Origin of the sequence: Paenibacillus planticolens, assembly GCF_013141725.1 — a bacterium.
GTDB lineage: Bacteria > Bacillota > Bacilli > Paenibacillales > NBRC-103111 > Paenibacillus_E > Paenibacillus_E planticolens.
This window is the reverse complement of record NZ_WHNZ01000012.1, coordinates 414,851-439,548: the sequence shown is the minus strand read 5'-3', so window position 1 is coordinate 439,548 and position 24,698 is coordinate 414,851. Positions and strand designations below refer to the sequence as shown.

At 46.3% G+C, this 24,698-nt stretch carries 30 protein-coding genes; 24 read left to right on the top strand and 6 right to left on the bottom strand.

The window, feature by feature from the left end; translation table 11 throughout:
- The first annotated feature begins 797 nt into the window (after positions 1-797).
- The 8 genes from GC097_RS05045 to GC097_RS05010 all read left to right on the top strand — a co-directional run bounded on the left by GC097_RS05045 (position 798) and on the right by GC097_RS05010 (position 8,113).
- Positions 798-1,505 (top strand): transposase, encoded by a 708-nt coding sequence (locus GC097_RS05045; RefSeq protein WP_171682224.1) that lies wholly within the window; start codon positions 798-800, stop codon positions 1,503-1,505.
- 109 nt (positions 1,506-1,614) lie between these two features.
- Positions 1,615-1,863: a membrane protein insertion efficiency factor YidD gene (gene yidD, locus GC097_RS05040; RefSeq protein ID WP_171682223.1), complete on the top strand. Its 249-nt coding sequence runs from the start codon at positions 1,615-1,617 to the stop codon at positions 1,861-1,863.
- A 370-nt stretch (positions 1,864-2,233) separates the two neighbouring features.
- A complete protein-coding gene (metG, locus tag GC097_RS05035) occupies positions 2,234-4,228 on the top strand; it encodes a methionine--tRNA ligase (protein ID WP_171682222.1) in 1,995 nt (664 codons plus the stop codon).
- A gap of 111 nt (positions 4,229-4,339) precedes the next feature.
- Positions 4,340-4,705 carry a hypothetical protein gene (locus GC097_RS05030; protein WP_171682221.1) on the top strand — a complete coding sequence of 122 codons (366 nt, stop codon included), beginning with the start codon at positions 4,340-4,342 and terminating at the stop codon, positions 4,703-4,705.
- A gap of 124 nt (positions 4,706-4,829) precedes the next feature.
- A complete protein-coding gene (locus GC097_RS05025) occupies positions 4,830-5,768 on the top strand; it encodes a metal ABC transporter substrate-binding protein (protein ID WP_246293938.1) in 939 nt (312 codons plus the stop codon).
- A 37-nt stretch (positions 5,769-5,805) separates the two neighbouring features.
- Positions 5,806-6,585 carry a metal ABC transporter ATP-binding protein gene (locus GC097_RS05020; RefSeq protein ID WP_171682220.1) on the top strand — a complete coding sequence of 260 codons (780 nt, stop codon included), beginning with the start codon at positions 5,806-5,808 and terminating at the stop codon, positions 6,583-6,585.
- 12 nt (positions 6,586-6,597) lie between these two features.
- Positions 6,598-7,398: a metal ABC transporter permease gene (locus tag GC097_RS05015; RefSeq protein WP_167053531.1), complete on the top strand. Its 801-nt coding sequence runs from the start codon at positions 6,598-6,600 to the stop codon at positions 7,396-7,398.
- Position 7,399: 1 nt separating this feature from the next.
- Positions 7,400-8,113: a cytochrome c biogenesis CcdA family protein gene (locus tag GC097_RS05010; RefSeq protein ID WP_171682219.1), complete on the top strand. Its 714-nt coding sequence runs from the start codon at positions 7,400-7,402 to the stop codon at positions 8,111-8,113.
- On the opposite strand, the gene splB is transcribed toward GC097_RS05010, so the two are convergent.
- Positions 8,114-9,175, bottom strand: coding sequence for a spore photoproduct lyase (gene splB / locus GC097_RS05005; protein WP_171682218.1), 1,062 nt, complete (start codon positions 9,173-9,175; stop codon positions 8,114-8,116). It lies immediately after the preceding gene.
- Positions 9,176-9,340: 165 nt separating this feature from the next.
- Between splB and mntR the strand changes: the two genes are divergently transcribed.
- Together mntR and GC097_RS04995 are read left to right on the top strand one after the other, a co-directional pair.
- Complete coding sequence (gene mntR, locus GC097_RS05000; protein WP_171682217.1) at positions 9,341-9,766, top strand: transcriptional regulator MntR; 426 nt, start codon at positions 9,341-9,343, stop codon at positions 9,764-9,766.
- Between the two features lie 109 nt (positions 9,767-9,875).
- Positions 9,876-10,844 (top strand): patatin-like phospholipase family protein, encoded by a 969-nt coding sequence (locus GC097_RS04995; RefSeq protein WP_171682216.1) that lies wholly within the window; start codon positions 9,876-9,878, stop codon positions 10,842-10,844.
- A gap of 9 nt (positions 10,845-10,853) precedes the next feature.
- Here the strand turns inward: GC097_RS04995 and GC097_RS04990 are convergent, their stop codons facing one another.
- Both GC097_RS04990 and GC097_RS04985 read right to left on the bottom strand, forming a co-directional pair.
- On the bottom strand, positions 10,854-11,111 hold the full coding sequence (locus tag GC097_RS04990) for a hypothetical protein (RefSeq protein WP_171682215.1): 258 nt from the start codon (positions 11,109-11,111) through the stop codon (positions 10,854-10,856).
- Positions 11,108-12,052: a DUF1385 domain-containing protein gene (locus GC097_RS04985; protein ID WP_171682214.1), complete on the bottom strand. Its 945-nt coding sequence runs from the start codon at positions 12,050-12,052 to the stop codon at positions 11,108-11,110. Before GC097_RS04985 ends, GC097_RS04990 begins: the two co-directional genes overlap by 4 nt.
- A 152-nt stretch (positions 12,053-12,204) precedes the next feature.
- Here GC097_RS04985 and GC097_RS04980 point away from each other — a divergent pair, with 152 nt between their 5' ends.
- The 5 genes from GC097_RS04980 to GC097_RS04960 all read left to right on the top strand — a co-directional run bounded on the left by GC097_RS04980 (position 12,205) and on the right by GC097_RS04960 (position 16,274).
- Entirely contained in the window at positions 12,205-12,693 is a 489-nt protein-coding gene (locus GC097_RS04980) for a YqhR family membrane protein (protein ID WP_171682213.1), read from the top strand.
- Positions 12,694-12,769: 76 nt separating this feature from the next.
- On the top strand, positions 12,770-13,207 hold the full coding sequence (gene aroQ, locus GC097_RS04975; RefSeq protein WP_171682212.1) for a type II 3-dehydroquinate dehydratase: 438 nt from the start codon (positions 12,770-12,772) through the stop codon (positions 13,205-13,207).
- Positions 13,208-13,228: 21 nt separating this feature from the next.
- Positions 13,229-14,302, top strand: coding sequence for a M24 family metallopeptidase (locus GC097_RS04970; RefSeq protein ID WP_171682211.1), 1,074 nt, complete (start codon positions 13,229-13,231; stop codon positions 14,300-14,302).
- Positions 14,303-14,317: 15 nt separating this feature from the next.
- Positions 14,318-14,875, top strand: a complete 558-nt coding sequence (gene efp / locus GC097_RS04965) for an elongation factor P (protein WP_171682210.1) — start codon at positions 14,318-14,320, stop codon at positions 14,873-14,875.
- A gap of 142 nt (positions 14,876-15,017) precedes the next feature.
- Positions 15,018-16,274, top strand: coding sequence for an aspartate kinase (locus GC097_RS04960; protein WP_171682209.1), 1,257 nt, complete (start codon positions 15,018-15,020; stop codon positions 16,272-16,274).
- A gap of 8 nt (positions 16,275-16,282) precedes the next feature.
- Here GC097_RS04960 and GC097_RS04955 read toward each other — a convergent pair whose 3' ends face one another.
- The 3 genes from GC097_RS04955 to comA are packed head-to-tail and all read right to left on the bottom strand — an operon-like array spanning position 16,283 to position 18,351.
- On the bottom strand, positions 16,283-16,747 hold the full coding sequence (locus tag GC097_RS04955) for a DUF441 domain-containing protein (protein ID WP_171682208.1): 465 nt from the start codon (positions 16,745-16,747) through the stop codon (positions 16,283-16,285).
- Positions 16,748-16,803: 56 nt separating this feature from the next.
- Entirely contained in the window at positions 16,804-17,544 is a 741-nt protein-coding gene (locus GC097_RS04950) for a 2-phosphosulfolactate phosphatase (protein ID WP_171682207.1), read from the bottom strand.
- Between the two features lie 3 nt (positions 17,545-17,547).
- Entirely contained in the window at positions 17,548-18,351 is an 804-nt protein-coding gene (gene comA / locus GC097_RS04945; protein ID WP_171682206.1) for a phosphosulfolactate synthase, read from the bottom strand.
- A 346-nt stretch (positions 18,352-18,697) separates the two neighbouring features.
- On the opposite strand from comA, the gene GC097_RS04940 reads away from it, so the two are divergent.
- The 9 genes from GC097_RS04940 (at position 18,698) to GC097_RS04900 (ending at position 24,602) form a co-directional block, all read left to right on the top strand.
- A complete protein-coding gene (locus GC097_RS04940; protein ID WP_171682205.1) occupies positions 18,698-18,961 on the top strand; it encodes a YqhV family protein in 264 nt (87 codons plus the stop codon).
- Positions 18,962-19,031: 70 nt separating this feature from the next.
- Positions 19,032-20,015: a stage III sporulation protein AA gene (gene spoIIIAA, locus GC097_RS04935; RefSeq protein ID WP_171682204.1), complete on the top strand. Its 984-nt coding sequence runs from the start codon at positions 19,032-19,034 to the stop codon at positions 20,013-20,015.
- Between the two features lie 6 nt (positions 20,016-20,021).
- Positions 20,022-20,540: a stage III sporulation protein SpoIIIAB gene (gene spoIIIAB, locus GC097_RS04930; RefSeq protein WP_171682203.1), complete on the top strand. Its 519-nt coding sequence runs from the start codon at positions 20,022-20,024 to the stop codon at positions 20,538-20,540.
- A gap of 60 nt (positions 20,541-20,600) precedes the next feature.
- A complete protein-coding gene (spoIIIAC, locus tag GC097_RS04925) occupies positions 20,601-20,804 on the top strand; it encodes a stage III sporulation protein AC (protein WP_029197158.1) in 204 nt (67 codons plus the stop codon).
- Between the two features lie 10 nt (positions 20,805-20,814).
- On the top strand, positions 20,815-21,204 hold the full coding sequence (gene spoIIIAD / locus GC097_RS04920) for a stage III sporulation protein AD (protein WP_127449633.1): 390 nt from the start codon (positions 20,815-20,817) through the stop codon (positions 21,202-21,204).
- A gap of 24 nt (positions 21,205-21,228) precedes the next feature.
- Positions 21,229-22,428: a stage III sporulation protein AE gene (spoIIIAE, locus tag GC097_RS04915; protein ID WP_171682202.1), complete on the top strand. Its 1,200-nt coding sequence runs from the start codon at positions 21,229-21,231 to the stop codon at positions 22,426-22,428.
- A 13-nt stretch (positions 22,429-22,441) separates the two neighbouring features.
- Complete coding sequence (gene spoIIIAF / locus GC097_RS04910; RefSeq protein ID WP_171682201.1) at positions 22,442-23,167, top strand: stage III sporulation protein AF; 726 nt, start codon at positions 22,442-22,444, stop codon at positions 23,165-23,167.
- Between the two features lie 4 nt (positions 23,168-23,171).
- The gene (gene spoIIIAG / locus GC097_RS04905) at positions 23,172-23,810 is read left to right on the top strand and encodes a stage III sporulation protein AG (RefSeq protein WP_171682200.1); all 639 of its coding nucleotides are present in this window, start codon (positions 23,172-23,174) and stop codon (positions 23,808-23,810) included.
- Positions 23,811-23,846: 36 nt separating this feature from the next.
- Entirely contained in the window at positions 23,847-24,602 is a 756-nt protein-coding gene (locus GC097_RS04900) for a SpoIIIAH-like family protein (RefSeq protein WP_171682199.1), read from the top strand.
- The last annotated feature ends 96 nt before the right edge of the window (positions 24,603-24,698 follow it).

Sequence of the window (24,698 nt, the reverse complement as noted above, 5' to 3'; positions counted from 1 at the left end):
TACTGAGCCCCCCCAGACTCTATACCACGAACACCACCCCGAGCCCCCCCTCGGACTCTGTACCACGAACACCACACCGAGCCCTCGGATTCTTTACCACGAACTCGATTGGTCCACCCCGCATTCTATACCACGAACTCCACATCGAATACCCCACATTCTGAACCTCGAATCCCAAACGAAACCCCGTATTCAGTACCACGAACCCCACACCAAGCCCCCACATTCAGTACCGTCACCCCACACGGAGCCGCCGCATTCAGTACCACGAACCCCACAGCAAGCCCCCACATTCAGTACCGCGAACCCCACACGGAGCCGCCGCATGCAGTACCACGAACACCACGCCGAGCCCTCGCATGCAGTACCACGAACACCACGCCGAGCCCTCGCATGCAGTACCACAGAGCCCCCGCATGCAGCACCACGAACCCCTTCCTGAGCACACCAGCATTCCGTACCGAGCTTCTGAAACTTTAACCATGCCCCGCAGCGATTATTAACTAACACCCCCAGGCCGGCACCATACATCTTTTCTCCTCATTTTCTGTGGTATCTGCAAAATGGTTAAACTACTATGAAAAACATTCTATTATTTGAGAATCGAGCGTCGCTTTTATATTTACTTTTATCCTCCTTTGTATATATCACAGAATTTGATATTTTCCGGTATACTCCCCCTTGGTGAGAAAAAGTGACAACTTTTAAGATCATCGAGCTAAAATAAATCACTTGCCAAAAGAACGTGCGTTCGGTATAATAAAAGGAACAAATGTTCTATTTTGTGAGGTGGGACGATGGATCAACAATTTTTGGATGAGCGCACAGATTTTTTTCATTCGGAAGTGGATTGTGAACAGTATTTGATGAATATGCGTTGGTCAAATGGGTTTTGCTGCCCACGCTGCGATAGTAACGAGGCTTTTAATATTCGAACTCGTATAATATTAGAATGTAAAGAGTGCAGGATGCAGGTTTCTTTAACTGCCGGAACGATCATGCACAAATCGAAGCTGCCGTTACTACTTTGGTTTAAAGCAATTAAACTGTTAATAGAAAAGGGAATAGACTGTACGGCTAGCTTACTTTCTAGATTTCTTCAAATTAATTATCGAAGCGCCCAGTTGTTGTTGAAAAAGATTCAGTTTGCATTTGATTACACACAGAATAGGGTGAAGTTACTTAGTAAAGCAGCAAATGATTCCAACTCTGATTCAACTACTCCTGATAGTCTCCAACATCTCGAAACTCCTTTTCAGACCGCTCAAACTCAAAAAGACCCTTCAACGTGGGATATACATAAGTATCTCGAATCCAAAATTAACAGATTAAACACTAGGTTAACTTTCCATAGTAAGAAGGCGAATAATTACCAAATCCTTGCGCACTTTAAAAATCAGTCAGATCGCGGTCACGATTGCTTAAGTATCCTTAATAAATATGTGAAAATGGCAATATCGAATTTATTTTACCCAACGTTTCTTAAGTGTTTTCAAGTTTCCTGAATATTGGAAGCAAAGTGATTTGACCCCGTACTTTTTTTCAGGCATGATGGAGGAGTAGCGAGTAATGAGAATCATAGCCAGTTAACTATGTGAGGGAGAGAAGCATAATATGAAAAGGACGCTGCAAGCTCCTATTCATTTCTATCGGAAATTTATATCGCCGCTGAAGCCGCCGACCTGCCGGTTCTATCCCACATGTTCGCAGTATGCACTGGAGGCAATTGAAGTTCATGGTGCTCTGAAAGGGACATGGTTATCAATGAAACGAATTTGCAAATGCCATCCTTTTCATCCAGGTGGGATTGATTACGTACCTCCGCGGCCGGAGAAATTAATTCATAACGATCAGTCCGCTTGACAGGCAGCTCTTTTTTTCGATATATTTGCCATAAGATGTTGTATATAGATTCGATGAACGGATAAGTACAAATGGAGACCTATGAACAGAGAGCCGGGGCAGGTGAAAGCCGGTATAGGAATAAGTTTGGAAGATGGTCCCGGAGAATAAGCCTTCGAGCTGCCCGAATTGCGTACAGTTAGTGAAAATACGCAAAATTGGGGGTAAGCTGGCTTCGTTTCCCAGCGTTAATGGGCAAGTCGTTAGACTTACTGAGCCCCGAGCTTGTGAAAGGCGGGGGAACCTGGGTGGTACCGCGTGAGTTCAGCTCTCGTCCCAAGATGGATGAGGGTTTTTTGTGTTTTTTACTTTTAGCTAGGAGGAATTTAGGATGACAACAAACTCGAAAACTTTTTACATCACGACCCCGATTTACTATCCAAGTGATAAGCTGCACATTGGTCACGCCTACTCAACAGTGGCTGGCGACGCCATGGCGCGTTACAAACGACTTCGCGGCTTTGATGTGAGGTATTTAACAGGTACGGACGAACATGGGCAAAAGATTGAGCGAAAAGCTCAAGAGAAAGGAACAACGCCACAGGAATTCGTAGATGGCATTGTTGCAGGGATTAAGGAGCTTTGGAGCAAGCTCGATATTTCTTATGATGATTTTATTCGTACAACGGAAACACGTCATAAGGATGCGGTGACCAAGATTTTTCAAAAATTGCTTGATCAAGGGGATATTTATTTAGGTGAATACGAAGGCTGGTATTGTATTCCGGATGAATCGTTTTTCCCGGAGAGCAAGCTGGTAGATGGGAAATGTCCGGACTGTGGGCGCCCGGTTGAAAAGATGAAGGAGCAGACCTATTTCTTCCGTATGAGCAAGTATGCGGACCGTTTAGTGCAGTATTATGAGGAAAATCCGGATTTTATTCAACCTGAGTCTCGTAAGAATGAGATGCTGAACAATTTTATTAAGCCAGGTCTTGAAGATTTGGCAGTATCTCGAACGACGTTTGACTGGGGCATCAAGGTTCCAGGTGATCCTAAGCATGTGATTTACGTCTGGATTGATGCTCTTTCCAACTATATTACTGCGCTTGGTTATGGTTCTGAGGATGCGGGCAATTTCGAGAAGTATTGGCCAGCGGATGTGCATTTAATGAGTAAGGAGATTGTTCGTTTCCATACCATTTACTGGCCGATTATGTTGATGGCGCTGGATTTGCCGCTTCCCAAAAAAGTATTCGCTCATGGCTGGCTGCTGATGAAAGACGGCAAAATGTCGAAGTCTAAAGGGAATGTGGTTGATCCTGTTACGCTGATCGATCGTTATGGCCTGGATGCGCTTCGTTATTATTTGATGCGCGAGGTGCCTTTTGGGGCTGACGGAACGTTCACGCCGGAAAGCTTTGTGGAGCGGGTAAATCATGATCTCGCGAATGATTTGGGGAATCTTCTGAACCGTACGCTCGTTATGATCGATAAGTACTTCGATGGTAAAATTCCGGCGTACGTGGCTGGGGCTACCGAGTTCGATGACAGTCTTTTGGAGACTGTTCAATCGGCGGTAGCGAGGTATGAAGAAGCGATGGAAAAAATGGAGTTTTCCATCGCACTCTCTGCCGTGTGGCAGCTGATCAGCCGCACGAATAAGTACATCGACGAGACACAGCCTTGGTCGATGGCGAAGGATGAAGCCAAACATGAATCACTTGGCTCCGTCATGTATGTGCTGGCTGAATCCCAGCGCATCTCGTCCGTGCTGCTGCAGCCGTTCATGACAAAGACGCCGCAATTGATTTGGCAGCAGCTTGGCCTAGCTGCCGAGGATCTGCCGCGCTTGACCGCTTGGGAAAGCGTGCAGTCCTTTGGGCATCTCCCGTCTGACACTATCGTGCAAAAGGGAGACCCGATGTTCCCGAGACTGGACGCAGCGGCAGAAGTCGCCTATATCGTCGAGGCCATGGGCGGCGGAGCAGCAGCCACCGCCGACGAAACAAAAGAAGCAGCACCTGCTGCTTCGTCAGCAGTGCCTGCGCCGGAGCCGAAGGACGAAATCGGGATTGACGATTTCGCCAAGGTCGAGCTGCGCGTAGCTCAAGTTCTATCGGCTGAGCCTGTGAAAGGCGCCGATAAGCTTCTAAAGCTGCAGCTGGACCTGGGGTATGAGCAGCGGCAGGTCGTCTCAGGGATCGCGAAGTTTTATACGCCTGAGGAGTTGGCCGGACGCAAGGTGATATGCGTCACGAATCTCAAGCCTGCCAAGCTTCGCGGCGAGCTGTCCCAAGGGATGATTCTTGCCGCTTCGCACGGAGACCAGTTGACGCTGGCTACAGTACCTGATTCGATGCCGAATGGCGCGATCGTAAAATAATGATGACAGCACCCTTTCCCTATTTTTTCATAGTGAAAGGGTGTTTTGCATGGGTATGGACAATCAACAAAGTGGGGCATCCTAAGGAAAACTGACGATGGAGTGATAGGGATGAGCGCTGGATCTATTTTTAAATTAATCTGTATTTCAGTGATGGCTCTTGTTTTAACTTCTTGCTCTATTTTCGGAGGAGGCTCCGATAAGAAGAAAGAGGATGCGAAAAAAGAATCAAAATCAAAGGCATCCAGCAGCAGCAGTAATAAAGAAGACGATAGTGTTATTAATCAAGAATTAAAAAAACAATATAAGATGTACAATGAGATTATTCAACATAAGATGAAACAAGAGAATAAGATGATTAAGCAATCAGAAGAGCGATATAAGAAATTGAAAGAAGAAAGCGACAAAGCGGATAAATCCAAGTCAAACGAATCCGATTCGGATAGTTCAAAAAAGAAAGACGATGGGAAGTCATAAAGGAATTAAGGCCATGCTGTGACATTAGCAGCTGGTCTTTTTTATTTTACCTTCAGATGTATTGACTTCAAGTAGGGGTACTCGTATAATCAATTCGTTAATAAAAATTATTACGATTTAGAACATGGGTGGAGTGATGATAGTGTTTCGTTCAAAAAGGGTTCTGTACATAGCCGTACTGGCTATTTTCGCTGTTATAATGGCTGGCTGCGGCAGTGCTTCTAGCTCGAAAGCTAAGCTGGTTCAAGGAAAAGTCAATGTGGTGACAAGTTTTTATCCGTTATATGAGTTTACGCAGGAAATTGGCGGAGAATATGTAAATGCCATTAATTTGGTTCCAGCAGGAGTAGAGCCTCACGATTGGTCGCCTAAAAGCAGAGACATTAAAAATATGACGCAGGCACAGGTTTTCGTGTACCAAGGAGCAGGCTTTGAAGGCTGGGTAAAGGATTTCCTGGGAAGTCTATCGTCGGATTCAACTTTAAAGGTAGTAGAAGCAAGTAAAGGCGCGTCTTTGATTAAAACTTCGGATAATAAAGAAGAATTCGATCCGCATGCGTGGCTAAGCCCGTTAAATGCTGTGAAAATGGCTAATAATATTAAAACAGCACTGATTAGCGCAGATCCGGCCCATAAAGATGTTTTTGAGCAAAACTATGCGAATTATGCAGCGAAGTTAACTGATTTAGATGCTCGTTATAAAAAGGAGCTCGGACAAACTTCGAAGAAGGAAATTGCGGTTTCTCATCAAGCCTTTGCTTATTTATGCAGGGATTATGGCTTAACGCAGTTAGCTATTATGGGATTATCGCCGGATGCTGAACCGACCGCTCAAGATCTAAAAAAAATGAATGAATACATTAAGGATCATAACTTGAAATATATATTTTTTGAAGAGCTTGTTTCCGATAAACTGGCTAAAACGTTAGCTAAAGACGCTAAAGTGGACACGATGGTGTTGAATCCGCTTGAAGGTTTAACGGAAGCGCAAGTGAAAGCAGGCGAGAATTATATTTCAATTATGGATAAAAATTTGAAAAATTTAGTGATTGCCTTACAATAAGATGAGCATGTCCATTCCAGGAGTCAGGAGTCAAAACATGGAGATCAGCCAAAAAGATTTTTGCCACCGCAGTATCGTGTCCATTGATCATGTTTCGTTTTCTTATGAACATAAGAAAGTTATAGATCAGCTTCGTTTCGATGTGCTTGAACGAGATTTTGTAGGTGTCATTGGCTCCAATGGCGCCGGCAAAACAACGCTGCTCAAAATGCTCGTCGGACTGCTTAAGCCGACAGACGGTGAGATCAGGTTGTTTGACAGCCCGCTCAGCCAGTTCAAGGATTGGGAACGAATTGGCTACGTCCCGCAAAAAAATGCATTCAACCCGCTTTTCCCTGCCACGGTTCGGGAAATTGTTTTATCCGGGATGTACTCGAAGAAGCGGATCTACCGCCGGCTATCCAAAGCCGAGCTGCAAAAAGCCGAAGACGCGATGCTTGCGATGCGCATCGAGGACTTGGCTGACCGCAAAATCGGTCAGCTGTCCGGTGGACAGCAGCAGCGCGCTTTCCTCGCGCGCGCGATTGTGAACAATCCGGAGCTGCTCATTTTGGATGAGCCGACCGTAGGGATCGATGCGGAGACGCAGATCGGATTTTTCCGGATGATCCGTCACATGCATCAGCATCATCATATGACTTTCATCATGGTTTCCCATGATATGGACATGATGCAGTCTTACTTAGGTACAGAGCCGCAGCAGGTCAGCGGCGGCATTAAGTTTCATGTGAAGCATACCCATGATCCCGAGGATTGCCGGGAAACGAATTTGACACATTCGATCGGCCAGATTCGCGAGATGATCGGAGTTCAGTAAGGAGCGGGCATTTTGGACATATTCACGGAGTATTTTTTTCAGCGCGCTTTAATCGGCGGCATACTGATCGGGCTCACAGCGCCACTTATGGGCGTTTTTCTTGTCCTTCGGCGACTGTCGATGATCGGGGATACATTAGCCCACGTTTCAATTGCAGGAGTGGCCCTCGGCTTTCTCATTAACGTGTATCCGTTAGGAGTAGGACTTGTCTTTGCTCTGCTCGCTTCGTTCGCTATCGAACGTCTGCGCAAGGCGTATAAAACCTACGCTGAGCTTTCGATAGCGATCATCATGTCAGGCGGCGTCGCGCTGGCTACGATTCTTTTTACCCTGGGCAAAGGCTTTAATATGAATGTAATGAGCTATTTGTTCGGCAGTATCTATACGCTGGATCAACAAGATCTCTGGGTTGTTCTCGGTGTATCTGTGCTTGTCGTCGGTGTCATTGCTGTACATTTCAAAGAGTTCTTTCTTATGTTCTTCGATGAGGATGCAGCCAGTGTAAGTGGACTTCCGCTCAAATATTATAATATGATGATTACGATGCTTACCGCGTTAGTCATTTCCGTTGCGATTAAAATTGTTGGAGCGCTGCTTGTTTCCTCGTTGTTGACAATCCCTGTGGCATGCAGTTTGTTAATAGCCAGAAGCTTTAAGCATTCGGTTATTTTGGCTGTTATTTTTTCGGAAATCGCGGTTGTCATCGGGCTTGTTGTTGCTGGAGTTTGGGATCTCGCGCCGGGCGGGACGGTCGTGCTGACGCTCATCGCTATGCTGATCGGGATTATTCTAAAAAGAGGATTGAGGATTTAACATGGACTCTGTCAATTTATGGATCGCTTTATGGGCGGGGATCGCTTCGTTCATCTCGCCATGCTGTTTGCCATTATATCCTTCTTATCTTTCCTACATAACGGGTATATCAGTAAGTGAATTGAAATCCGGCGAGACCTCTTCTCAAGTACGCCGTCAAACGATGCTGCATACGTTAAGTTTTATCGTTGGATTTTCGATCATTTTTTATGCGTTAGGTTTAACCGCAGGGTTTTTGGGCAATTTTTTCATCGATTACAGGGATCTGCTTCGGCAAATTGCAGCACTCTTGATTTTTATAATGGGACTGTTCCTGTTAGGTATTTTTCAACCGCAATGGCTAATGAGAGAGCGTAAGCTTCAAATTAAGTTTCGTCCGGCTGGCTATTTAGGCTCTGTGCTCGTTGGGATGGGGTTTGCAGCGGGTTGGTCGCCTTGCGTTGGGCCGATCTTATCGGCAATTCTTGCACTGGCTACAACTGAGCCTGGTACTTGGTTTCAGTTAACGACGGCTTATTCGTTAGGCTTTGCGATTCCTTTTTTTGTGTTATCTTTTTTTATCGGTTCAACGAAATGGATTTTGCGTTATTCCAATCTCATTATGAAAATAGGAGGAGGGTTAATGGTCGTGATTGCCATTCTGCTTTATACCGGCAAAATGACGCAAATCACACTTTGGCTGAATACCATAACCCCGGATTGGTTGAGGTTCTAATTACGTAAAATATTCGATTTTGGCCTGAGGGAATTTGTCAAAGATTTGTTCTGTGATAAATTCTCTTAGTGCGTTTGCTTGCTCATCTTGGTAAACGTATTTTCCTTGGCCCCAACGGCCCCATTTGTATTTTCGTTTTTCTTCATCCATTTCAAGTTTCGTTTTCGGATATCTTTTTTCGATGACGTTTTTTGCCGTTCGTGTAAACCGGTGCTGAATCATCTCAAAGGTTAAATCTTGCGCTGCCTCCGCTGGGAGTTCGTTGTACAAGCGTTCCAAAAGTGTCGCATAGCCTTCCTCCCAGCCCTCGTGCCAAATAATAGGGGCTATGATAAAACCAAGCGGATAGCCGGCTTTAGCCACCTTTCCTGCGGCTTCAATTCTTTCGTGAAACTTGGAAGTGCCTGGCTCAAAATTTTTAATGACATAGTCAGCGTTCACGCTAAAGCGAAACCGGGTGTGTTTATTATGTTTGGCATCCAGGAGAGGTTCTACATGATGATATTTCGTGACAAAGCGCAGGCGTCCATGCTCTTGCTGTCCCATGAATTCGATGACTTGCTTTAGGGAGCCCGAGATATGCTCCAAACCTACGGGATCGGACGTACAAGCGGCTTCAAACCGGGTTATTTCTGGGACGCGTTCATCGATATACTTTTGAGCGGCACCGAGAATATCGTCCATATTGACGTATACACGTATATATGGCTTTGCTCCCAGCGTTGTTTGGAGATAGCAGTAGTGACAATGCCCCATACAGCCAGTTGCAATGGGAATCGCATATTCAGCAGATGGTTTGGATGTGTCGAATTTCAATGTTTTGCGAATGCCGACAACCAATGTTCTTTTGGCAATTCGATATTTTTCAAGTTCCGAATCGCCAGGCAGATCACGAATTTGATTGTGCGAGGTCGTCATATGAATCTCCAATCCTTGCTGCTTGGCCCATTCATAGATTTTTTGACCTTTGGAATAATTCATCGCATCAGGTTCAAAATAAACAAGCTCTGGTACGAACACGGTTGTACCGGGTACAGGTCTGGTCAGTAATTCTGTTGACATGGAAGGCTCCTTTCAACAAATCAGGATCGTCATCGTTTCTGCCTTTTAGTGTGCCAAAGCAAAGAGGAGATAAACCATGGGATATTTGACCGGATCGAGGTAGATGGATTATGATAGGTAAGCAAGTAGACAGGAAATAACGGAAAAGCAGGGGGAAATAAAGCAATGGCTACACCAAGCATGGAAGACTATCTGGAGAGAATATATAAGCTCATAGACGAGAAAGGTTACGCTCGTGTCTCCGACATTGCTGAAGGGCTGGAAGTGCATCCCTCCTCCGTGACGAAAATGATTCAAAAGCTGGATAAAGACAATTATCTGATTTATGAGAAGTACCGCGGACTTATGTTAACGCCAAAAGGTAAAAAAATGGGCAAACGATTAGTTGACCGTCATCAATTGCTAGAAAATTTCTTAACAATTATAGGCGTCCAAGAGGACAATATATATAAGGATGTTGAGGGAATCGAGCATCATTTAAGTTGGGATTCCATTACATGCATTGAGACTTTGGTAGAATATTTCCGCAGGGAACCGAATCGGGTTGACGAACTCATGAATGTTCGTAAAGAATTAGATGCTGACAACTAGGCAGAGGCCGCTATTAGCGGTTCTCTGTTTTTTTTGCATAGAAACAAACTCCTTCCGCATACATAACAAAGTAAGCCCTGATGTATGATTTCGGGGAGGGGGGCCAAATGTGTTAATCAACGGCGTATTTGAAGGCGGAGGCGTGAAAGGAATTGCGCTCGCCGGCGGTGTAAGTGCAGCGATGGATCTGGGTTATGAATTCAATCAAGTCGCAGGTACAAGCTCTGGGTCCATCGTAGCGGCTTTTTTGGCTGCGGGGTATACCGGAGAAGAGATGAGGGAGTTGATTTTGAGAGCTCCTTTTAAATCGTTTATGCAGCGCTCAGCGATTTTTAATACCAAGCTCATCGGACCTGCCACGCGGTTGCTGATTAAAAAAGGCTTGTACTCTGGCGAAGCGTTGGAACATTGGGTGAACTGGCAGCTGGCTCTCAAAGGCATTCGCAATTTTGGTGACTTGAAGCATAACCAACTGCGTATTATCGCATCCGATATTACGCAGGGGAAGCTACTTATTTTGCCTGAGGATATTGCGCAGTACGGGATTGATCCTAAGAGGTTCTCCATTGCTAAAGCCGTTCGCATGAGCACAAGTATTCCATATTTCTTTGACCCGGTCATGATTCGCCGCCAATTAAAAAGCTCTGGAAAGGCAACGCCTTTCACAGAGCAGTTTTATTATATCGTAGATGGCGGACTGTTAAGCAACTATCCCTTATGGGTGTTCGATCAGAATACGACTCGCGACGAGATCATTCCTGTAATCGGCTTCCAATTAGTCGGAAAAACAGAAACGCCTACGCATAAAATTAAGGGACCAATCACGATGCTTGAAGCTTTATTTGGCACCATGCTTAGTGCGCATGACGAGCGTTACATCGAACAGAAAAACCGATTCCGGACCGTTAAAATTCCAACTTTGGGGGTTGGGAATACACAGTTTAACTTGTCTAAGGAACTGAGTTTGTCTCTATACGACTCTGGATACCGGGCTTCCGAAGACTACTTTAATGAATGGTCCGCCAAAACCTATGAAGAAAACTACGAGAAATTTGTGCTTCGGGCTCCCCAAAAATGACAGACGGTTCTAATGATACTTCGGAAAATCATCGGAGTCCGAGTCTTTCGTTCCGTTGATCACACGAAATTTCGCATTTTTCCTTTTCACTTTGGATGGTCCGCGGCCATACGAAGGTTTTTTCCAACGTGAAGGCGGGAACTTGTATAGAAGAAATATGATCCCTAACACGAGAATCGGAATGAACAGAGTTCGCAAACTTACTAACAATCCAATCGCAATTAAAATCCCGATGGTGATTTCGATCGGCGAAAATCTTCTTCTCATGCCCGTCCCTCCATGATTCTTTTTTCAGCTTCACGCATCCGGTTGAAAGAAGCGATCGAAACTTCAACTTGGCTGTCTTCAGGTTCTTTGGTGGTCAGCAGTTGAAGCCACAGGCCAGGGTATCCCAGGTAGCGGAGTACCGGCACTTCGCGAAGGGAGTTCGTAAATCTCAGTACTTCATAAGATACTCCGATGACGACCGGGAGCAGTAACAGACGCTGCAAGATCCGCTCGACATACCCATCATAGTGAAGGAAAGAGTAGATAACGACACCGATCAACACGGTGAAAACAATGAAGCTGCTGCCGCAACGATAATGCAATGTGTTGAATTTCTGTACGTTGCTTACGGTAAGTTCCACGCCTGCTTCATAGGCGCTGATGACCTTATGCTCAGCTCCGTGATACTGGAACAGTCTGCGAATCATAGGTGTTAGGGATATGAAATAAATATATCCGACAAGCAAAATGATTTTGATAACACCTTCTATTAGATTATGAAGAATTTGATTGCTAAATACATTTTGAAATAAAAACTGTTCAATGACCGCCGGGACTAGGGTGAACACGAATTTTCCGAAAAGAAATGAGATCACACCCACAACCGCCACACCGAGAATCATCGAAATATTCGAGAAGAAACCCGGCTTCTCGTCTTTCTTGGCTGAAGCGTCATCCTCACCTTCTTGTTCCGCGAAGGATTCCGCCGAGAAATTAAGATGCTGCGCACCTTTGGCGCTGGATTCTATAATGCCGACAATTCCTCTGATGAACGGAATTTTCTTGAGTGTTTGGACCCAAGGAATATCTTTCTTCGGTACCTCTAAGAAATCAAGTGAGCCATCCTTCTTGCGCACGGCGGTTACATGCACGTTTCTTCCTGCGAACATGACGCCCTCAATGACGGCTTGTCCTCCATATATACTGTTTTGTTCTGCCATGGGATCCACCTTCTTATCTTTCTCGAATTCGGTTTTTGTACTTTCTTATTGTAACGGATTCAGGGGTTGAATGCTACCGATAACGGAAGAACATACTATTCTTACCTGTGAATTACGTGCAGCAGCTGCGAAAGAAAGGAAGGAAATGCCTGATGAGTGAGAAACAAGCGGAGGAAATCAAAACAAGTCGCTGGCTTTATGTCTTATACATTGGTTTCTTTGCCGGATTCATCTGGGGAGGACTGAAAATAGTAGAGCATTATTTAAAATTCACGAAAATTGTGGTCGGTTTTCTTGTGGAACCGTTTTTCAAACACGATTTCCTAGTGACGTGGCAGGGCGTGCTAATTGGGTGGGGCTTTTTCACAATATTCTCCATTTTCGCAGCCTTCATCTATATGGTCACCATGTGGAAGCTGCAGTCGGCTTGGTGGGGCGTTATGTATGGTGCGCTTTGGTGGGCTGTGCTTTATTTGTTCATCGGACCGTTAGCCGGCATGACGTATTGGATCTCGGATTTGGACTTGAATTCCATAATAAGCGATTTCTGTTTATTCTTGCTTTGGGGAATGTTTATCGGTTATTCCATAGCCATTGAATATACGAATACCAGAACGAGACAACCTATACACAAGACATGAAAGTTATGGTAAAATATCAAAGGTTAAATAGGCAGGTGAGTCTGTGCGACTGAAAAATGCTGGGGAGTGATTCCTGTTGAAAAAGGTTCTGGTCATTAACGGGCCCAACTTAAATATGCTGGGCATACGTGAACCTGGCGTGTACGGAACGGTTTCCCTTTCGGCGATTATTCAAGGCTTGACTGAATTAGCTGAAGTTCTGTCGGTTGAGATCGAGAGCTTCCAATCGAATCATGAAGGTCAAATTATTGATAAAATTCATGAAGCCTTCGGCACGAAAGATGGCATTCTCATTAATCCGGGCGCATTCACACACTACAGCTATGCGATCCGCGATGCGCTGGCTTCGGTTCAATTGCCTACCGTTGAAGTGCATCTGTCGAACATCCATAAGCGCGAGGAGTTCCGTCATCATTCGGTAACCGCGCCTGTTGTGATCGGCCAGATAAGCGGATTCGGTGTACAAAGCTATGAACTAGGTTTAAGGGCCTTAATACCCCATATGCAAGGATAAAAGGAAGGATTGGTGATTTCGATGCAGGAGAAACGTATTGAACGTCTTCGCAAGGTTATGCAAGAGCAAAATTTACCCGCCATTCTCATCACGAATGCATATAACCGTACATATGTATCTGGTTTCACCGGTTCCTCCGGCTATGTACTTATCACGTTAGACCGAGCCATTCTTTTGACTGATTTTCGGTATATGACGCAAGCCCCTCAGCAAGCTAAGCATTTTGAAGTGGTGGAGCACCAGGCTAAAGCGATGGATACCGTGAAAGAACTGTTGCAGCAGCAAGGGATTACACAGCTTGGATTCGAGCAAGGGGATGTGTCTTACGGGAATTTTCTCAGCTACCAGGCAGCATTGCCGGGGATTGAGCTTTTGCCGACGGCCGGACTTCTCGAGGGCATCCGGATGGTTAAGGACGATGCGGAGTTACAAATCATGCAGGAAGCTGCAGATTTGGCAGACCAAACGTTCTCGCACATCCTATCCTATATTAAGCCAGGCGTAAAGGAATTGGACATTGCGCTTGAGATCGAGATGTTCATCCGCAAAAATGGCGGCACCTCAACTTCGTTTGAAACGATCGTCGCTTCCGGCGAACGCTCTGCGCTGCCTCACGGCAAGGCAAGCGATCGCGTGCTCCAAATAAACGAATTTGTCAAATTGGATTTTGGAGCGTATTATAAAGGGTATTGCTCTGATATCACAAGAACGGTTATGCTTGGAAAGCCGACGGACAAGCATAAAGAAATTTATGATATCGTTCTGGAAGCTCAACTAAACTGCTTAGCCAATCTTAAACCGGGAATTACCGGCAGAGAAGGCGATGCTTATGCACGGGATATCATCGTGAAGCATGGCTATGGCGATTTCTTCGGTCACGGTACCGGACATGGTTTAGGCATGGAGGTTCATGAATCTCCGCGTTTGTCGAAAACCGAGGATACGATTTTAACTCCTGGTATGGTGGTTACGGTGGAGCCCGGCATTTATCTCCCTGGCTTTGGGGGAGTTCGAATTGAGGATGACGCAGTAATTACTGACACCGGCATTAAAATACTTACAAATTCTACAAAAGATTTTCTTATTATTGACTAGCGGAGGGATTCACAAGTGATATCAGTAAATGATTTCAAAACAGGTCTTACTATTGTAGTAGAACACGATATTTTTACAGTTTTAGATTTCCAACACGTTAAACCAGGCAAAGGCGCTGCATTCGTACGCTCCAAGCTGAAAAACCTGCGCAACGGCAACACAGTCGAGCGCACATTCCGTGCTGGTGAGAACGTGGGCCGCGCACACATCGATAACCGTGAAATGCAGTACCTGTATGCAAGCGGCGACGAGTTTACATTCATGGATACGGAAACGTTCGATCAGTTCAGCCTATCCCGCGAGCAGCTGAAATGGGAATTGAACTTCTTGCTCGAAAACATGAACATCAAAATCTTGAGCTACCAAGGTGAAATTCTTGGGATCAACTTGCCGAAAAGCGTTGATTTGAAAGTTGTAGAAACAGAGCCGGGCGTTAAAGGCAACACGGCGCAAGGCGCACTTAAAGGTGCAAAAGTGGAAACAGGTCTTGTTGTTCAAGTTCCTTTGTTCATCAACGAAGGCGATGTACTTACCGTTGATACGGAAGACGGCCGTTATATTTCCCGTGCCTAGTAGGATTTAGGACAAGCCTCTCTGACTTTCACAAGTCAGGGAGTTTTTTTGTTTTACGTGTGCAATTCTTACCACAAAAGCGCATTTTATGCTATAATATTGAATTGTTATGCACTAGATATGCGTTAGGAGTGGGTCAGCTTTGTCTCTAATAGTGATGAAATTTGGCGGAAGCTCTGTCGGTGATGCGGAGCGAATGAAACGTGTTGCAAAAAGAATCGTGGAGCGAAAACAAGCAGGTCACAGCTGTGTTGTTGTCGTTTCTGCGATGGGAGATACAACGGATGATTTGATCGACCTGTCTAAGCAAATTTACGATGGAGCCCCTCCGGCTCGTGAAATGGATATGCTGTTATCGACAGGAGAGCAGGTTTCCGTAGCCCTGTTGTCGATGGCGATACATAGTTTAGGCGAACAAGCCGTTTCTTACACCGGCTGGCAGAGCGGGATTCGCACGGAAGAAGTACACGGAAAAGCGAGAATTAGCGATATTCAGCCGCACCGCGTACTGACTGCATTAGAAGGAGGCAATGTCGTCATTGTCGCCGGTTTCCAAGGGATGACGGAAGCAGGAGAAATAACGACACTCGGCCGCGGCGGATCCGATACGACGGCTGTCGCGCTTGCTGCCGCTATCAAAGCAGATCTATGCGAGATTTATACCGATGTAGACGGTATTTACTCAACAGATCCGCGCATTGTGAAAGTCGCGAGAAAGTTGAATGAAATTTCCTACGATGAAATGCTGGAGCTTGCCAATCTGGGAGCTGCGGTTCTTCATCCGAGAGCAGTCGAATATGCCAAAAACTATAACGTTACCTTAGTGGTACGTTCCAGCTTTACTAACAATGAAGGTACCAACGTGAAGGAGGAAGCAGTGATGGAGCAAGGAATCGTTGTCCGTGGCATCGCGTATGACAAGAATGTGGCAAGAGTTAGTATTCTAGGTGTGCCTGAGAAACCGGGTCAGCTGGCAAAAGTATTTATGGCGCTTGCCGAGGTTCAAGTCGATGTTGATATCATCGTTCAAAGCGGTGTTATCAATGGATCAGCTGATTTCTCATTCACCACGACGCTTGCAGATCGCGAAAAAGCTTTACATGCGATCGAATCCATCCGCGGTGAAATCGGCTTCCGCGAAGTAACCTATGAAGTGAACATGGTGAAAGTGTCCATAGTCGGCGCCGGCATGGTAAGCACGCCAGGAGTTGCCGCTACGATGTTCAAAGTGATTTCCGATTTGGGCATTTCCATTTCGTTGGTCAGCACTTCAGAGATTAAAGTATCCTGTGTCATCGAAAACACGAACTTGACAGAAGTGATCCAATCCTTACACACCGCATATGGCTTGGACACTACGGAGCAAGCATTCGTCGGCGGTCCTCAAGACCGCAGATAAGTTCTTGTTCAACTGAATTTATCAGCTATAAAGTAAGCTAGTTTTAATAAAAAAGCTGTAATTCCGGCGGCCATTAAAGGGCCGACCGGAATTCCGCGCATAAAGATAATGCCGAATATGGAACCGATGACAAGACCCACAATTAATTGTGGGTCTATTTTTAGCAGTTCCAAGCCTTTTCCGTTCATATAAGTAGCGATCGCTCCGCCAAGAAGAGCAATGATTCCAGGCCAAGTCGTAAATACCGATATAATGTCTTTCATGGAGATTCGCTCACTGGCAAACGGAACAAGCACGCCAATGGTCAAAAAGAGCAATCCGAGCTCTAAGCCCCTGCGCTCCATCGCAGGGAAAAATCGAACTAACCCGACTAATTTCATGGCAAGCAGCATGCAAGAAGCTGTTGTAATAATCGGAGAACGGCCAATGAGTCCTATAACGATGAGAATAACCAAGAGTATATTACCATTCATAATCAAAACCCCTCGCCCACATAACTTCCATCTTAGTTTATGAGAGGGGCTTGTATTTAGAACGCAGGGCGGGCTGGAATGCTAGGCAGAAGCATCATGTGGTCATTTTCAAGGACCGGTACTTGATCGGTAGTATTCGTTAGAGCACAAGCTGCGATATCTCCCTGAAACCCAGACTTGCACATCTTTTTCCCATTCGTGCAGGAGAGCAGGGTTTCGTATAAACGATTTTGAGCTTGCAAATAGCATCCGCGCATGGCTAACCCGAAATCATTGGTTGCGATATGTTTCTCGCCTAACGCCAACACCAGTTCCTCAAGGATATGCCCGGCACAAAGACCATCCTCTAAGGAAAAGACGTCTTGTGTACCCGCACATAGAATGACAGTGTCCCTTTTTAACGCAATGGCAGCCTCTGCGCAAGCTTTGCTGTTGAGGAAGGCGCCTGCCAGCACGCGATCGGCTTTCGCCGCTTTTTGGATGCCTCTGGTGCCGTTCGTGGTTGTCAGGATGATCCGCCTGCCCTGAACGGCTTCTTTGGTAAATTCCAATGGCGAATTTCCCAAATCAAAACCGGCGATCTTTTTGCAAAATCGCTCCCCTGCAAGCAGATCACCCTCACGGTACAGCTCTTTGGCTTTCAGAACGGTTTCCACAGGAATAATGGCTTTGCAACCGTTAATCAGTGCGGTGATGATCGTGCTAGTTGCACGGATCACATCAACGACAATGACGGTTTTGTGAAGAAAATCGTCACTTCTCGCTTCGCCGATGTTGGCGACAACCTCGATATGCATGTTTTATTCCTTTCTGGTACCTAAGGACAACGTATCGGAGCGCAGCCCTCTGCGCAAAGCTTCCAGGGCAATGAGCTCATCCGGCGAAATATTGCCCAAATGGATATCGGATCCAAGCAAGCTAATCAAATGCACCTGTTGACTTTTGAGCGGCGCTTCCCAGAGAAGCTGCTGCCCGGATACGGCGGAAAGCACTTGCCCCACTTCCTCGTCCTTACATTTCCCCTTATGATCAAAAATCCCTACCCCCATGCCGGATTCGCGAGCCTCAATGGTTACTAAGGCAGCCCCAAATTCGGTGTCCAGCACAACGGTTTCGATTAATTCCTCCAATTCAATGGCGGAACCCCAGCCCTTTTTCCCATATTCGGTGATGACGACTAATCCTTCTTCTCTTCCTCGCATAATCAGCTCATTTCTAAGCTTGCGGTCGAAATCAATCGTCCCATTGGATATTTCAATACCGTTAAATCCGAGCGCAACGATCATATCGAAATAGGAATCCACTGCGTTCTGCGTGATGGCAACTTCGAGAAAGGTGCCTCCCGGATAAATGCAAATCCCGTGTTCTTTGGCTGAATTAATTTTAGTTTTCAATACATGCTGCGGATAAAGAGGAGATGTGCCGAAACCGAGTTTGATCATGTCCAGATGGCTGCTGCCGATGCTAAGCAAATCTTGAAACGCGTTCGGCCCTAAGCCTTTATCCATCACCATCGTTTTCCCCAGCGTTCTTGGTTTGGCCTGCCTTTGTCTTGTGGGGTCGGCCAGAACGGGGTTCCAGTTCAAATAAGAAGTCACTTCCATCTGTATTTCTCCTCACTGTCCTTCGAAGGATCAATTATGAGACAGCATATGCATCTGGGTAAATGGTGGTGCCCACTATGCCTAAAATCAGACGAGCCTGCATAAGGTAGGGTAAAAAGAGTGAGCTGCCGTTGAACCTTGCTGAACATTAGAGTTACGCTAGAGCGCTGCGCATTGATATAAAAACCTTCAGACTCCATTGTAAAACTGTTCCATTTATTGAATGAGATCATATGCGGTTGGAACAGTTTTACAAAAGTCGCTTCCGGCCTTTTATATCAACGCGGAGCAGAGTAACTTTGGCACGGTTCAAAAGAGCTGTTTCTTTTTAAGGAGGAGTAGAAAAATGAACAAGATTGTCCTGACGATGGCGTCGCTGAGGATGATGTCGGGCAGTATGGAGATCATTGCGGCTATCGTGATGTTGAGACTGGCGACGGTGGAGAAAGCGCTGCTAGTGAACTCTACGCTCGCTCTAGTAGGTCCTCTAGTACTACTAGCTACCACGACCATTGGTTTAGTAGGGATAGCAGAGAAGCTATCCTACGGCAAGCTGCTCTGGGTGATTGCGGGAGTAAGCTGTTTATTCATTGGTATTTTAAAAAAGTAAGGTCATATTTCTTTCTATTAAGCATAGAAATGAGTATAGAAGACTGGACAACTTGGAGGGATGTCTCTCTATGCACGATACGATTATGCACATTCTCCCACAGACGCTCCGGATTCTGCTCTCCGGTTTGCCGCCGGACGTACAAGCTAACCTAGAGGAAATCAGGGTGAGAGAGTCAAGGCCCTTCGAGCTTAGCTGGAGCGACGGGTACGCTTTCCTTGATGAAAAAGGCCATTTGGTGTCGCAGGAAGAGCTGGCGTACAAGCCGACCCGCCAGGATTGCATTACCTTGCTGGAGATGCTCACGAATCATTCCATGTACACCCATGAGGAAGAGCTTCGGCGAGGTTTTATTACGATAGCCGGCGGCCATCGTGTGGGACTAGCCGGGCGTACGGTGCTGGATCAAGGCGGGGTCAAGCAAATTCGCGATGTCAGCTCCTTCAATATCCGGATTGCCCGCGAAATCCAAGGGGTAGGCAAGCAGGTGCTGCCGCACTTGTTCGACCCTATTCTGCGAAGTGTCCATCACACACTCGTGATTTCACCACCCCAGCAAGGCAAGACGACGCTGATTCGCGATTTGACCAGGCTAATCAGCCGCGGGGAGTGGGGGCCGAACGTGATTGGCACGACCGGCAAGAAGGTGGGCGTCGTTGACGAACGCTCGGAGCTCGCGGCATGTGTCAAAGGGGTGCCCAGATTTGATCTGGGGCCAAGAACAGACGTTATGGATGGTTGTCCGAAAGCCGAAGGCATGATGATGATGATCCGCTCTCTATCTCCGGACGTGCTCGTCGTCGATGAAATCGGGCGGCCAGAAGACGCAGCAGCGATCCATGAGGCTGTTCATACCGGGATTCGCATCGTTGCGACTGCACACGGCGCCGACTATGAGGACGTCCGCATGAGACCGGTGCTGAAGCAGCTTTTGGAAGAGGGTGTGTTTACGAGATATGTCATCCTGCATCGAAGAAAAGGTGCGCCGTCTGCATACCGAGTACTGGATCGGCATGGCAAGCCATTGGAACTCAATCCTGTACGTAAAGGATGATGAAAGATGCTGAAATTCGTTGGCGGGGTTCTCATTATCGGTGCCGCCACTTTGTATGGCTTTCTGAAGGCTGCTCATTACGTTCGGCGTCCTAAGCAGATCCGATTGCTGATCTCTGCACTGGGTCGCATGGAGACTGAAATCACTTACGCTCTTACACCTCTGCCAGAGGCGCTCTCTTCGCTTGGCAAGCAGGTGGCTGAACCGCTTTCCTCCTTGTTCCGCCTGACGTCAGAAAGGTTGTCGGCGAATGACGGGACTTCTACGAAAGAAATTTGGCATAGGAGTGTAAAGGAGGTCTGGGCAAGAACTTCGATGAAGCAATCGGAAGAAGAAGTTGTGCTGCAGTTGGGATCCGTTCTTGGAATGACGGATCGCAGCGATCAAATCAAGCATCTGCGGCTCGCTATTTCCCAGCTCCAGACCGAAGAAACCGAGTCTAGGGATGAGCAGCGGCGCTACGAGAAAATGTGGAAAAGCCTGGGCGTCCTTATCGGAGCATTAATCGTAATTTTGATGTATTAAGGGGAGCAAGGGACCAGTCAGATGACGGAAATTCCTTGTCAATAGAGTGAGGTGCCTGGAATGAACGTAGATGTGAATGCCATTTTCCAGATCGCCGGCATCGGCATCATCATCGCGATGATCCATTCGGTGCTCAAGCAAATGGGGAAAGAGGATATGGCACACTGGGTCACGGTCATCGGCTTCGTGGTCGTGCTCTTCATGGTCGTCTCCATGCTCGATCATTTATTTAAAGAAATCAAAACGATCTTCCTATTCCAATGAGGTGCGCCGTATGGAAATCATCCAGATTGTAGGCCTGGGGCTCATCGTGACGATACTTACTCTCATTATCAAAGAGCAGAAACCCATGTTTGCGTTCTTGCTGGCCGCATTTACGGGCATCATGATTTTCTTGTTTCTGATCGGCAAAATCTCCAGTGTCATCCAGGTGCTTGAAGATTTAGCGCAAAAATCGAATATCAATATGGTGTTTCTCAAAACGATTCTGAAAATTATCGGTGTCGCCTACATTGCCGAGTTCGGCGCGCAAATCGTGCGCGATGCCGGACAAGAATCCATCGCCTCCAAGATCGAACTCTCTGGGAAAGTGCTCATTATGGTGATGGCGATCCCGATTATTACCGTCATCATCGAGACCGTGGTTAAGCTGCTCCCGGCTTAGAAGATTCATGGAGGAGTGACTGAAATGAACCTGCCTTATTCGCAGCAACAGCTGAACAACCGCTGGATCATCTTATTCATTATAACCATCGCATTATGGCTCGGCATGACGAGTTTTACGGCCGCTGAGTCACCGACAGACGCGATCATCAGGGAACAAGCCAATCACTTGAACACGCAGCCTGTCGAGCAATATTGGGATAAGCTCATGAAGGATTACGGCGGTTACTTCCCGGAAAGCAAGACTCCAACCTTCATGGAACTGCTCCTGGGCACGAAGGGCATCAGCATGAAAAGCATATTTAAAGGGCTTCTACGCTATGTGTTTCACGAAATCATCATTAATGGGAAACTGCTCGCTTCGATCGTTGTACTGACGATTTTTAGCATGATTCTCGAAACGCTGCAAAGCTCTTTTGAAAGAAATACGGTCAGCAAACTGGGCTACTCCATTACATATATGGTTCTTATCATCATTGCGATCAACTCCTTCAGCATCGCCATCGGATATGCCAAAACAGCCATCTCGTCGATGATACAATTCATGATTGCGATTATGCCGTTGCTCTTAACGCTTTTAGCTTCCATGGGCAATGTGACTTCTGTAGCGATTCTGCATCCGCTGATTGTTTTCATGATTCATTCGGTAGGCACAGCCATTTATGTATTTGTATTCCCGTTGTTGTTCTTTTCGGCAGTTCTGCATATCGTAAGCTCGCTCAGTGATAAATATAAAGTCACTCAGCTTGCGAACCTGCTGCGCACGGTAAGTCTTAGCATGCTCGGGATATTCGTCACCGTATTTCTCGGCGTGATTTCCATTCAAGGGACGGCAGGCGCGGTTAGAGACGGAGTAGCCATTCGAACAGCCAAGTATATCACCGGGAACTTTGTTCCTGTGGTGGGAAGATTATTCTCCGATGCTACGGAGACGGTCATAGGTGCATCATTGCTTGTAAAAAATGCCATCGGACTTGTGGGCGTCGTTATTCTGATCATGCTGTGCGCATTCCCGGCGATCAAAATTCTAACCTTGGCTTTCATCTATAATTTATCCGCCGCCGTTATGCAGCCCTTGGGAGACAGCCCGATCATTGCTTGCCTGCAAACCATCGGAAAAAGCTTGATTTATGTTTTTGCCGCTTTGGCTGTAGTCAGTTTAATGTTCTTTCTGGCTCTGACGATCATGATTACGATCAGCAATGTCTCGGTGATGATGAGGTGAAAGGAGATTCGCTATGGATTGGTTAGCCGGATGGCTGAAAACGGTCATCATGGTCATTATGCTGGCCACTTTCGTTGATCTTCTGCTCCCCAGCAACACCATGCAGCGGTATGTAAAAACAGTCATGAGCTTGTTCATTTTACTCACGCTTTTAACGCCTGTCTTGCAGTTGTTTCAAGAAAATTGGGACGTGGATAAATTGCTAAGTCAAGCGGAGAAGCAGCAGAACGATAAGACGATGCTGGCTAGCGGAAGCGTTGAAAGTCCATGGATGAAATCGCTCGATGTGATTACGAAGGATGCTCAGAAGCTTCAAGCAGCAGGCCAAAAGCAATCGCAGCAGATGGTCCAGACGCAGCTCGCCGGAATGATGAAAGAGGATATGCAGAAACAGACTGACCTTACCGTCCAAGACGTTCAGGTAGCTGCACAAATTGACAATAACGGGAAGCCTGCGATTGTGAAAGTCAGGGTCACCCTTGATGTTATAGAAGCTAAGAGCAAGTCTAAGCCGGCTGACGGATCCAAAAGCATAGCGGTTATGGAACCGGTCAAGCCCATAGACCCCATCAGAATAAAGGCAACTGAGAATGAAGCGACAACTGCATCGCCTCTGGCATCAGAGCCATTCGAGCAAGAGGTTGAGCGCTTGAAACAGAGCATTACGCGTAATTGGCTTGTTGAACCTGCACACATTGATATCCGAGTAGAGCAAGGAAATGGAAGGATTGCGAGGTGAATCGATGGGAACATTGCTGCAATGGATGGAGCACAAATTCGGCGGAGGACCGGGAGGTCCTAAACGCAAGAACACGCTCCTCTGGGTCATTATGATAGGACTCATGGGAGCGGCGCTGATGATTATGAATGCATTTATGACTGTAAAAGAAGTTGATCCCATCACTGCGGGCAGAGCCTCTCCGCCTCCCAGTAAAGAAACATTTCTCGGCAGTACATCCAAGGACAACCCGGGCTTTCACGATTATGAACTGGCGTATCAGTCGCAGCTGAAAGAAATTTTGCAAAAAATCGTTGGCGTTGGCGATGTTGAAGTGCTGGTTACGATTGAATCAACGGAAGAAATGACCGTCGACAAAAATTATAATGACAACCAGCAGATGACGACAGAACGCGACAACGGCGGGGCGACTCGGAATATATCCCAGGTCACGCGAAGCGGAGAAGTGGTTATCTATCAAGTGTCAGGCGACCAGAAGCCGCTTGTGCTCAAATACATTAAGCCGAAGATTAGAGGGGTTCTCGTTGTCGCAAAGGGCGCCGAGAATTTGACGGTGAAGAAAATGATTACCGAAGCGGTGGAACGGGGACTGGATGTCCCGGTGAATCGCATTTCCATTTTGCCCCGAAAAACAGGGGATTAAATCCAATAAGCAATTAAAATTAAGGAGGAATATACAATGAATGCAAAAAGACAAACAATTTGGCTCGTATCCATGCTTAGCTTAATGGTGGTGCTTTCCGCGTATTACTTGTTCACCGAGGATGTGAATAAGCTGGATCTGGCCTCCACGGCCACGACGAAACAGTCTCAAGAAGTCAAGATTGATATGACGCAAGCAGACACTGGGAATGTTGCAAAAACTGACGTAAAATCGACAACCGGCAGCGATGCAAAAGTCGACACGAAAGCTGTGACTCCGCAAAATCCAACAAAAACGGACGTAAAAACCGATGCGAAAACCGATGCAAAAACCGATGTGAAGACGAACGTAAATACAAACCCGAAAACAGATACAAAAACGAATGTGAAAACGGATGATCAAGTTCTGAAGCAAATGGAAGAGCAAGCGAAGACGACATCGGCCGGCGACTTCTTCACGAATGAGCAAATGAAACAAAGTGATTATTTCGCCAAAACTTCATCCGATTTAATGGATATTATCATCGATACTAAAAAGTCGCCTGAAGCTGTAGCGAAAGCTACAAATGATTTATCCAAATTGACAGATATTCAAGAAAAAGTTGAAAACTTGCAAGATGTGCTCATGAAAGACTTCCCGCAAGCAATTGTAAATCAAGATGGGAACAAATGGAAAGTGACCGTTCAAAGCGATAAATTGGAGAAAAGTCAAGGTGTGACCATCGTTGATATGGTAGTCAAAGAGCTTGGCGCAGCTCCGGAAAACATCAAGATTCAATACGTGCGTCCTTAGTAAAATTGAGCTGTCAACCATACTCGGAATGGCACTGGAAAGGGTCCGGACAAAACTGGACTCTTTCCATTTCTTGCGTTTATGGGTATAATACAT

Bases quoted from the DNA above. Each gene is read 5' to 3' on its own strand.
- spoIIIAA (WP_171682204.1), top strand. From the start codon at position 19,032: ATGCACGATACGATTATGCACATTCTCCCACAGACGCTCCGGATTCTG.
- GC097_RS04940 (WP_171682205.1), top strand. From the start codon at position 18,698: ATGAACAAGATTGTCCTGACGATGGCGTCGCTGAGGATGATGTCGGGC.
- spoIIIAG (WP_171682200.1), top strand. From the start codon at position 23,172: ATGGGAACATTGCTGCAATGGATGGAGCACAAATTCGGCGGAGGACCG.
- spoIIIAC (WP_029197158.1), top strand. From the start codon at position 20,601: ATGAACGTAGATGTGAATGCCATTTTCCAGATCGCCGGCATCGGCATC.
- splB (WP_171682218.1), bottom strand. From the start codon at position 9,175: ATGTCAACAGAATTACTGACCAGACCTGTACCCGGTACAACCGTGTTC.
- comA (WP_171682206.1), bottom strand. From the start codon at position 18,351: ATGGAAGTGACTTCTTATTTGAACTGGAACCCCGTTCTGGCCGACCCC.
- spoIIIAE (WP_171682202.1), top strand. From the start codon at position 21,229: ATGAACCTGCCTTATTCGCAGCAACAGCTGAACAACCGCTGGATCATC.
- GC097_RS04985 (WP_171682214.1), bottom strand. From the start codon at position 12,052: ATGGCAGAACAAAACAGTATATATGGAGGACAAGCCGTCATTGAGGGC.
- GC097_RS04970 (WP_171682211.1), top strand. From the start codon at position 13,229: ATGCAGGAGAAACGTATTGAACGTCTTCGCAAGGTTATGCAAGAGCAA.
- GC097_RS05020 (WP_171682220.1), top strand. From the start codon at position 5,806: ATGGAGATCAGCCAAAAAGATTTTTGCCACCGCAGTATCGTGTCCATT.
- yidD (WP_171682223.1), top strand. From the start codon at position 1,615: ATGAAAAGGACGCTGCAAGCTCCTATTCATTTCTATCGGAAATTTATA.
- GC097_RS04950 (WP_171682207.1), bottom strand. From the start codon at position 17,544: ATGCATATCGAGGTTGTCGCCAACATCGGCGAAGCGAGAAGTGACGAT.
- GC097_RS04900 (WP_171682199.1), top strand. From the start codon at position 23,847: ATGAATGCAAAAAGACAAACAATTTGGCTCGTATCCATGCTTAGCTTA.
- spoIIIAB (WP_171682203.1), top strand. From the start codon at position 20,022: ATGCTGAAATTCGTTGGCGGGGTTCTCATTATCGGTGCCGCCACTTTG.
- GC097_RS04990 (WP_171682215.1), bottom strand. From the start codon at position 11,111: ATGAGAAGAAGATTTTCGCCGATCGAAATCACCATCGGGATTTTAATT.
- GC097_RS04980 (WP_171682213.1), top strand. From the start codon at position 12,205: ATGAGTGAGAAACAAGCGGAGGAAATCAAAACAAGTCGCTGGCTTTAT.
- mntR (WP_171682217.1), top strand. From the start codon at position 9,341: ATGGCTACACCAAGCATGGAAGACTATCTGGAGAGAATATATAAGCTC.
- spoIIIAF (WP_171682201.1), top strand. From the start codon at position 22,442: ATGGATTGGTTAGCCGGATGGCTGAAAACGGTCATCATGGTCATTATG.
- GC097_RS05045 (WP_171682224.1), top strand. From the start codon at position 798: ATGGATCAACAATTTTTGGATGAGCGCACAGATTTTTTTCATTCGGAA.
- GC097_RS05025 (WP_246293938.1), top strand. From the start codon at position 4,830: ATGGGTGGAGTGATGATAGTGTTTCGTTCAAAAAGGGTTCTGTACATA.
- GC097_RS05030 (WP_171682221.1), top strand. From the start codon at position 4,340: ATGAGCGCTGGATCTATTTTTAAATTAATCTGTATTTCAGTGATGGCT.
- metG (WP_171682222.1), top strand. From the start codon at position 2,234: ATGACAACAAACTCGAAAACTTTTTACATCACGACCCCGATTTACTAT.
- spoIIIAD (WP_127449633.1), top strand. From the start codon at position 20,815: ATGGAAATCATCCAGATTGTAGGCCTGGGGCTCATCGTGACGATACTT.
- GC097_RS05010 (WP_171682219.1), top strand. From the start codon at position 7,400: ATGGACTCTGTCAATTTATGGATCGCTTTATGGGCGGGGATCGCTTCG.
- GC097_RS04955 (WP_171682208.1), bottom strand. From the start codon at position 16,747: ATGAATGGTAATATACTCTTGGTTATTCTCATCGTTATAGGACTCATT.